The 7,897-nt window shown below is 66.0% G+C and carries 7 protein-coding genes; 1 reads left to right on the top strand and 6 read right to left on the bottom strand.

Translation table 11 applies throughout. From position 1 onward, the window contains the following. The 6 genes from dld to DBR20_RS05400 all read right to left on the bottom strand — a co-directional run. Positions 1-1,232: D-lactate dehydrogenase (gene dld, locus DBR20_RS05425; RefSeq protein WP_108265471.1), on the bottom strand; the 1,232-nt coding region annotated here is incomplete at its 3' end. Next, positions 1,229-2,368 (bottom strand): FMN-dependent L-lactate dehydrogenase LldD, encoded by a 1,140-nt coding sequence (gene lldD, locus DBR20_RS05420; RefSeq protein WP_108265470.1) that lies wholly within the window; start codon positions 2,366-2,368, stop codon positions 1,229-1,231. The genes lldD and dld, both read right to left, overlap by 4 nt. A 4-nt stretch (positions 2,369-2,372) precedes the next feature. Next, a complete protein-coding gene (lldR, locus tag DBR20_RS05415) occupies positions 2,373-3,137 on the bottom strand; it encodes a transcriptional regulator LldR (protein WP_108265469.1) in 765 nt (254 codons plus the stop codon). A gap of 52 nt (positions 3,138-3,189) precedes the next feature. Then, complete coding sequence (lldP, locus tag DBR20_RS05410) at positions 3,190-4,848, bottom strand: L-lactate permease (protein ID WP_108265468.1); 1,659 nt, start codon at positions 4,846-4,848, stop codon at positions 3,190-3,192. 179 nt (positions 4,849-5,027) lie between these two features. Beyond that, positions 5,028-5,477 (bottom strand): MgtC/SapB family protein, encoded by a 450-nt coding sequence (locus DBR20_RS05405; protein WP_100460309.1) that lies wholly within the window; start codon positions 5,475-5,477, stop codon positions 5,028-5,030. A gap of 147 nt (positions 5,478-5,624) precedes the next feature. Continuing rightward, the gene (locus tag DBR20_RS05400; protein ID WP_108265467.1) at positions 5,625-6,383 is read right to left on the bottom strand and encodes an SDR family NAD(P)-dependent oxidoreductase; all 759 of its coding nucleotides are present in this window, start codon (positions 6,381-6,383) and stop codon (positions 5,625-5,627) included. Positions 6,384-6,770: 387 nt separating this feature from the next. Between DBR20_RS05400 and DBR20_RS05395 the strand changes: the two genes are divergently transcribed. Next, the gene (locus tag DBR20_RS05395) at positions 6,771-7,724 is read left to right on the top strand and encodes an AraC family transcriptional regulator (protein WP_108265466.1); all 954 of its coding nucleotides are present in this window, start codon (positions 6,771-6,773) and stop codon (positions 7,722-7,724) included. Positions 7,725-7,897 lie beyond the last annotated feature (173 nt).

Below are 7,897 nucleotides of genomic sequence, written 5' to 3'. Positions count from 1 at the left end.
CCGCCTTCATGGTCGTTGAAGAAGCTGCGCAGCCAGGCCTCGGTGGCGGCCGCATCCTGTGCGGAAACCTTCAGCAGCAGATGATGTTCGTAACGCTGGCGGAACTCGCCCATGCGCTTGGGCAGGTGCGAAGGCAGCAGACCGGTCAACGTCTGCATCACCCGGTCGGTGACACCGCGCAGGCCGAGCCGTTCGAACCAGCCATCAACCCGGCTCTTCAGCGCGAACGCGGCCGGCACGCGCGCGGTGCCAAGCTTGTCGATCAGCAGGAAACTGTCCTTGCCGTAGCGCTCACCGATGTCATAGGCATCACGGTGGATGTACTCACCGGCGATCGGCAGGCGCTCGAAGCCGGTCAGCAGCTGGCGGCGGATCGCGGTCAGGCTGTCGGTGCGGTTGCTGCCGATGTAGAAGACCTCGGCGGCCTCCTTCTCGAACGTATCCAGGCGCACGGCGAACACCGCCAGCTTGCCTGCAGATCCGGCCGCCTCGAAATGGCGGCTGGGGTCGGCATTGAAACGTGCCGGGGTATCGGCGTCGACCTTGCGTACTTCTTCGGCGTAACGCGGATCGGAGGCGGCACGGCCATCACCGTTACTGACATCTGCGGCGCGGTAGTCGCCGTCCTGCAGGCGTTGCAGGATCTGCTCGGGCGTATCGCCCAGCGCGATGCCAAGATGGTTGACCAGCTGCAGTTCGCCCCGCGCGTCGACCTGTGCGTACAGCGCCAGCTCGGTATAGGCAGGGCCACGACGCACCAGCGCGCCACCGGAGTTGTTGCAGATGCCGCCCAGCACCGAGGCGCCGATGCACGATGAGCCGATCACTGAGTGCGGCTCGCGACCCAGCGGTGCCAGCGTCTGCTCCAGCCGGTCCAGCGTCGCGCCGGGCAGGCACAGTACCTGCCGCCCCGCGTTCAACAGCTGGATGCCGGCCAGGCGCAGGGTGCTGACCAGCACGATCGGCCGGCCGTAGTCGTCACCATCCGGGGTGGAACCGCCGGTCAGGCCGGTATTGGCTGCCTGCAGGATGATCGCCGCGCCGCCCTGCACCGCCGCCTGCAGCACCTGCCACAGCTGCAGCAGCGAGCCCGGGCGCACCACCGCCAGCACCGGGCCGTCGCCGAAGCGATAGCCGCGACGGAAGCGGCGGGTGGCCTTGTCGCCGGTCAGTACGTGGCGGTCCCCCACCGCAGCGCGCAACTGCGCCAGCACCGCGTTGCGATCACTCATGGCAGGCGCACCAGCGAATCACGGCCGATATCGGCGATGCGGTGCGCGCCGGTCAGGGTCATCGCCACGCGCATTTCCTTGGCGATCAGGTCCAGCAGGTTGGCCACGCCGGCCTCGCCCTGCGCGGCAAGCGCGTAGACGAAGGCACGCCCCAGCAGCACGGTATCGGCGCCCAGCGCCAGCATGCGCACCACGTCCAGCCCGGTGCGGATACCCGAATCGGCGAGGATCTTCAGGTCGCCCTGCACCGCATCGGCGATGGCAGGCAAGGCACGTGCAGTGGACAGCACACCATCCAGCTGACGACCGCCATGGTTGGAGACCACGATGCCATCGGCGCCGAAGGCGACCGCGTCACGCGCATCGTCCGGGTCGAGAATTCCCTTGATCACCATCGGCCCCTTCCAGAACTCGCGGATCCATTCCAGGTCTTTCCACGAAATGGACGGATCGAAGTTGCTGCCCAGCCAGCCGATGTAGTCCTCAAGGCCCGTTGGGTTGCCACGGTAGGTGGAAATGTTGCCGAGATCATGCGGGCGTCCGCGCAGGCCCACGTCCCACGCCCAGTGCGGATGGGTGATGGCCTGGCCGATCCGGCGCATTGCAGCATTCGGACCACTCATGCCCGAGTGCGCGTCACGATAACGCGCGCCCGGAACCGGCATGTCGACGGTGAACACCAGGGTGGTCACACCCGCCGCCTGCGCGCGCTCCAGCGCATTGCGCATGAAACCGCGATCGCGCAGCACGTACAGCTGGAACCACATCGGCCGCTGGATCGCCGGCGCGACTTCTTCGATCGGGCACACCGACACCGTGGACAACGTGAACGGAATGCCGCGGCTGTCGGCTGCGCGCGCCGCCTGCACTTCACCGCGACGGGCATACATGCCGGTCAGCCCGACCGGGGCCAGCGCCACCGGCATCGCCAGCTTCTCGCCGAACAGCTCGGTTTCCAGGCTCAGGTCGGACATGTTGCGCAGGATGCGCTGGCGCAGCGCAATGTCGGACAGGTCGGACACGTTGCGCTTCAGCGTGTGCTCGGCATACGCGCCGCCATCGATGTAGTGGAACAGGAACGGCGGCAGCCGGCGTTCGGCTGCTGCACGGTAATCGGTGGAGGCGGAAATGATCATGGGGTCAACCGTATGGGGAAGGCAGGCGCGAGGCCCGCGTACGCCGGGCTTCGTTGTCATCAAGGGTGCGCAGCGTGGTGTGCACGAACTCGAGGTGGGCATGTGCGGCGGCGCGCGCACGTTCGGGGTCGCCGACCAGCACCGCGAAATGATGGATGCGGTGCTGGTCGGACAATGGTGAGAAGGTTCTGGCCGAGGTGTACAGCTTTTCCCGGCTCTGCGAGATGTTGGTCTGCAGCAGCTCGAACAACCCGCGCATCACCTGCAGCAGCACCAGATTGTGCGACGCCTCGGCGATGGACAGGTGGAAGGCCGCATCGGCCTCGGCTTCGCCGGTAGGGTCATCCTTGCCATGCGCGTCCATCATGGTCTGGAACGCCTGGGCGATGCGCGCGCGGTCCTCGTCGGTGGCGCGCAGCGCCGCATGCCAGGCCGTGGCGCCTTCCAGTGCGTGGCGGATTTCCAGCACGTCGAATCGATATTCCGGGTCGCCCTGGAACAGCGGCAGGTAAGGCACCAGGGGCTCATCCAGCGCCTGTCTTGCCCGTGCGGCGGGCTCGCTCACATAGGTGCCACCACCCACCCGCGCGGTCAGCAGACCGTGGCTGGCCAGCTGCGCGATGGCCTCGCGCAGCGCGGTGCGCGAGACCCCCAGCTGGACCGCCAGCGTGCGTTCGGCCGGCAGCCTGTCGCCCGGCTGCAGCTGCCGTTCCTGCACCAGCGCACGCAGCTGCGCGGCCACCTTGTCCGAAACCCGTTGTGTGCTCATGACGCCATTGTGGCCCGAAGCACGCCGCTGTTGGTCGGCCGGCTCTGCATGCTCAGGGAATCATCCAGGTCAACCAGTAGGCCTGGGCCAGGGTGATCAGGCCGACCATCGTGGTGAAGATCAGGCTGTGCTTGACGGTGAAGCGGAACAGGTCCGATTCCTTGCCGGCCAGGCCCACCGCTGCGCAGGCAATGGCAATGGACTGCGGCGAGATCATCTTGCCGGTAACGCCGCCGGTGGTGTTGGCCGCTACCAGCAGCACGTCGGAAACGCCGATCTGCTGCGCGGTGGTTGCCTGCAGCGCCGAGAACAGCGCATTGGACGAGGTATCCGAGCCGGTCAGGAACACGCCCAGCCAGCCCAGGAACGGCGAGAAGAACGGGAACGCCTTGCCGGTGTGCGCCAGTGCCAGCGCCAGCGTGGCCGACAGGCCCGAATAGTTGGCGATGAAGGCGAACGCCAGCACCATGCCGATCGAGAAGATCGGCATGCGCAGTTCGCGCACGGTTTCACCGAAGGTCTGCAGCGCTGACCGTGCCGGCATGCGCAGGGCGATGATCGCGATCACCGCGGCGAGGATGATCGACGTACCGGTGGCCGAGAACCAGTCGAACTTGTACACCGCCTCATAGCTCAGCGGCGCATCGACGATCGGCGGCATCTTCTGCACCAGCTGGTCCAGGCCCGGCACCGGGATCTTCAGCACCCAGCCTTCAAGCGGGCCACCGGCTGCGAACAGCGACTTGAACGGCTTGATGCTCCACACGGTGACCATCGCGGTGAGGATCAGGAACGGCGACCACGCCTTGGCGATCTGGCCGACGCTATGGCGCGGCGATTCCAGTGCCTGTGCGGCCGCCTCGGCGCTGGTTTCGGTATCGAAGCGGAAGATCCGTACCGGCTTCCAGCGGCGCAGGAACAGGGTCAGGCAGACCAGCGACGCCAGCGACGCGGTGATGTCCGGCAGTTCCGGGCCGATGAAGTTGGAGGTCAGGTACTGAGCAATGGCGAACGAACCGCCGGCCACCAGCACCGCCGGCCAGGTTTCCTTGATGCCGCGCCAGCCATCCATGATCGCCATGATCCAGAACAGCACGATGATGGTCAGGAACGGCAGCTGGCGGCCCGCCATCTGGCCGATCTCGAAGGCGTCCAGACCAGTCACCTGCCCTGCCACGATGATCGGAATGCCCATTGCGCCGAACGCCACTGGCGCGGTGTTGACGATCAGGCACAGGCCGGCCGCATACAGCGGCTTGAAGCCCAGCCCGACCAGCAGCGCGGCAGTGATCGCCACTGGCGCACCGAACCCGGCCGCGCCTTCCAGGAAGGCACCGAAGGCGAAGCCGACCATCAGCATCTGCAGCCGCTGGTCTTCGGTAACCGACAGGATCGAGGCGCGGATGATGTCGAACTGGCCGGTCTTGACCGAAACCTTGTACAGGAACACCGCGCCGATGATGATCCAGGCAATCGGCCACAGGCCATAGACGAAGCCGAAGCCGGCCGCGCCCAGCGCCTGCGCAACGGGCATGCGATAGAACAGCAGTGCCACGCCAAGCGCGATGGCCACGGTGATGGTGCCGGCGATCCAGCCCTTCATGCGCAGCACGGCCAGGGCAATGAAGAAGAAGGCGATCGGCAGCAGCGCGATCAGGCTCGACAACCACAGGTTGCCAGCGGGGTCGTACACGTGTTGCCAGGGCTGCATGAGGGCTCTCGACAGGAACAGGAGGTTCCCCACCGCGTGGGGGCGTCGTGTCCGTTGAACATTGGTCGTACCATTTTGACCAACAACCGGACCACAGGCGCGAATTGAACCGCCAATCCTGCGAAGAGCCTATTAGACCATAGGGCTATACGCAATTATTGGTCGTACCATTTTCTGACTTACAGTTTCTTCTCCACCCGTCGGATCAGCGCGAGCACCAGCACGCACAGCACGCTGACGCCGAGCGCGATCACGTACTTGCCGATGCCCACGGCAATGCCGATGGCCGCCGCCATGATCAAAGAGCTGGCCGTGGTGAGCCCGCTGACCTGGTCCTCGCGGTTTCCACGCAGGATGGTGCCGGCGGCGACGAAACCGACGCAGGCCACCACCGCTTCGATCAAGCGCACCGGGTCGACCTGCAGCAGATCGCGGTAGCGCTCCTGCTGGAAGTGTTCGGCCACCGAGTCACCGAGGCCGACGATCAGCGCAGCGGCGCCGGCAATCAGCATGTGCGTGCGCAGGCCGGCAGCGTGCTTGCCCATCTCGCGCTCGACGCCCAGCACGCCGCCAAAGACCATGGCGGCGGCCACGCGCAGCAGAATGGACATGTCCTGGGTGAGTTCCATAGAGGGGCTCCGGAAGTTTCCCGGAGCGTTGCGCGGCGGCCGTGGGATGGGGGTGAAGGCGGTGGCACGCCCTCTTCACCGCACCGGTTCATCCACGCATGGCGTGGATCTGGTGATCACCGCCATGCGTACCTCTGTTGCACCCGGTTACTGCGCCAGATAGCCACCATCGATGGCGTAATACGCGCCCGTCGCGAACGAGGCATCGTCGCTGGCCAGCCAGGCCACCAGCGCGGCCACTTCCTGCGGTGTTCCCAAGCGCTTGAGCGCATGCCGCCCTTCCAGCGTTGCACGCACCTTGGCGTCCATCTTTTCAAGCAATGGCGTGTTGATGAAGCCCGGGCCCACCGCATTGATGCGGATGCCATCGACGGCGTGCTCCCACGCAGCCGTCTGGGTCAGGCCGACCACGCCGTGCTTGGCCGCCGCGTAAGCGGTCGAGCCGGCATAACCCACCTGGCCCAGGATGGAGGCCATGTTGATGATGCTGCCGCCGCTGCCCGCCGCACGCATCGCCTGGATCTGCGCCCGCTGGCACAGGAACACGCTGGTCAGGTTCACATCCACCACGCGTTTCCAGCCATCGATCGGATAGTCGCCACTGCTGGCCGCTGGCCCGCCGATGCCCGCATTGTTCACCGCGATGTGCACGCCGCCCAGTTCCTTTACCGTGCGCTGCACCGCTGCTTCCACCGCAGCCTCGTCGGTGACATCCAGCGCGATGCCGATGGCCTCAGCGCCCTGGCTTCGCAGCGCGGCTACTGTTGCATCCACCGCTTCCTGCTTCAGGTCCCATACCGAAATACGGGCACCCGATGCAGCGAGCGTTTCCGCCACCGCCAGGCCGATACCGGAAACACCGCCGGTCACGATGGCGGTCTTAGCACTGAGTTGGTAATCAATCATCTATGGTCTCCATCAGGGATAAATCGATACGGACACATCCGTCCGAATCCACAGTACGCCTTCGTTTGTGACGAATGTGCTGCCCGCGGCTCCCCTGCACAGGTTGTTCCCGGCGAATCTGCTGCGTACAACGCGCGTTCGGCATTGGCATCGCGACCGCGCACGGATCGATCACCGTACGCACGCGCATTGCAACGCAACCGGCAACTTGGCCGTAATTGCAGATCGATTGACCCGCTCGACATCGCATTCGGGCTGGGGATCGAGAAAATGACAGGAGCTTTTTCCAACTCTGAAAGCGCAGGACCGATCCGCGCTGCAGGTGCACGATGGAACGTGCGGGCACATCGTCGCCGGCACCCGTCTTTTATTGTTGAGCGCCGAGCGATGTCCCGATATTTCACGTTTGCCGATTACCGCCGTTTTGGCCAGCGCCATGGCTATGACTACCGCGCCGATCCCCGCCACCTGCGTGAAGAGCAGTGGGCCGGGCACGGCGACCTGCACGAGCAGACCCTGCGCGGCGGCATGAGCCTGATCGCGTCGGATGTGCACAACCGGATCGCCTACACCGCCACCGCCCACGAACGCCCCGGCCTGGCGATCCGCCTGATGCTGCAGGGCCAGGTCGATGTGCAGGTTCCGCAGCGCAGCGACTTCAGCCTGCGCGCCGGTACCGCGGTGACCACCAGCCACTGCGATCACGTCGCGATGGTGGGTGTGCATCCTGGCAACACGCGGTTGCGCGGCGTCAGCCTGATGGTACCGGCCGAGCTGGACCCGGACATGCTGCGGCAACCCAAGCTGCAGCAGGCCCTCGATTCTCAGCTGGAATGCCGCCACTGGGCCATCCCGCACGCGCTGCTGCCGACCCTCGCGCAGTTGTTCGACAGCCCTTGGCAGGACGATCTGGATGCGCTCTGGCGCGAAGGCGTGGCGCTGCAGCTGCTGACGGTGGGCCTGCAGGCTGATGATCTGCACGTTGAAGGCGCACGCATGCTGCGCAGCGGCCAGCGCAGCCGCCTCGAGCGCGTGCGGGCTTTCCTGCACGCCGATCCCGCCCATGCGCACAGCCTGGTCGAGCTGGCCCAGCTGGCCTGCATGAGCCCCAGCGCGCTGCGCCGGCACTTTGTCCAGGAGTATGGCTGCTCGGTATTCGACTACCTGCACGAGCAGCGCATGCGCCATGCCGAGCAGGGCCTTCGTGAATCCGGCTGGAGCGTGGAGCGGGCCGCTGCGGAAACCGGCTATCGACATCCCAGCAACTTCGCCGCCGCATTCCGCAAGCGCTTCGGGCTGGTGCCCAGCCGCTGGCGCACCGGGCCGTCGAAGGTCGGCTGACGCCCATCCGCTCTGGTAGGTGTCGACCTTGGTCGACACGCTTTCGCGTCATCGCGGATGCCGGCCAGCGGCCGGCACTACCACACCCGCCGATGGCGCACCCGCCCTTCGAAGGTCGGCTGAAGCCCATCCGCTCTGGTAGGTGTCGACCTTGGTCGACACGCTTTCGCGTC

The sequence above is a fragment of the Stenotrophomonas sp. HMWF023 genome (assembly GCF_003060985.1).
GTDB classification, from domain to species: domain Bacteria; phylum Pseudomonadota; class Gammaproteobacteria; order Xanthomonadales; family Xanthomonadaceae; genus Stenotrophomonas; species Stenotrophomonas lactitubi.
This window is presented reverse-complemented; position numbering and strand designations above follow the sequence as displayed.

Coding starts and splice junctions, on each gene's coding strand:
- lldD (WP_108265470.1), bottom strand. CDS start 2,368: ATGATCATTTCCGCCTCCACCGATTACCGTGCAGCAGCCGAACGCCGG.
- lldR (WP_108265469.1), bottom strand. CDS start 3,137: ATGAGCACACAACGGGTTTCGGACAAGGTGGCCGCGCAGCTGCGTGCG.
- lldP (WP_108265468.1), bottom strand. CDS start 4,848: ATGCAGCCCTGGCAACACGTGTACGACCCCGCTGGCAACCTGTGGTTG.
- DBR20_RS05405 (WP_100460309.1), bottom strand. CDS start 5,477: ATGGAACTCACCCAGGACATGTCCATTCTGCTGCGCGTGGCCGCCGCC.
- DBR20_RS05400 (WP_108265467.1), bottom strand. CDS start 6,383: ATGATTGATTACCAACTCAGTGCTAAGACCGCCATCGTGACCGGCGGT.
- DBR20_RS05395 (WP_108265466.1), top strand. CDS start 6,771: ATGTCCCGATATTTCACGTTTGCCGATTACCGCCGTTTTGGCCAGCGC.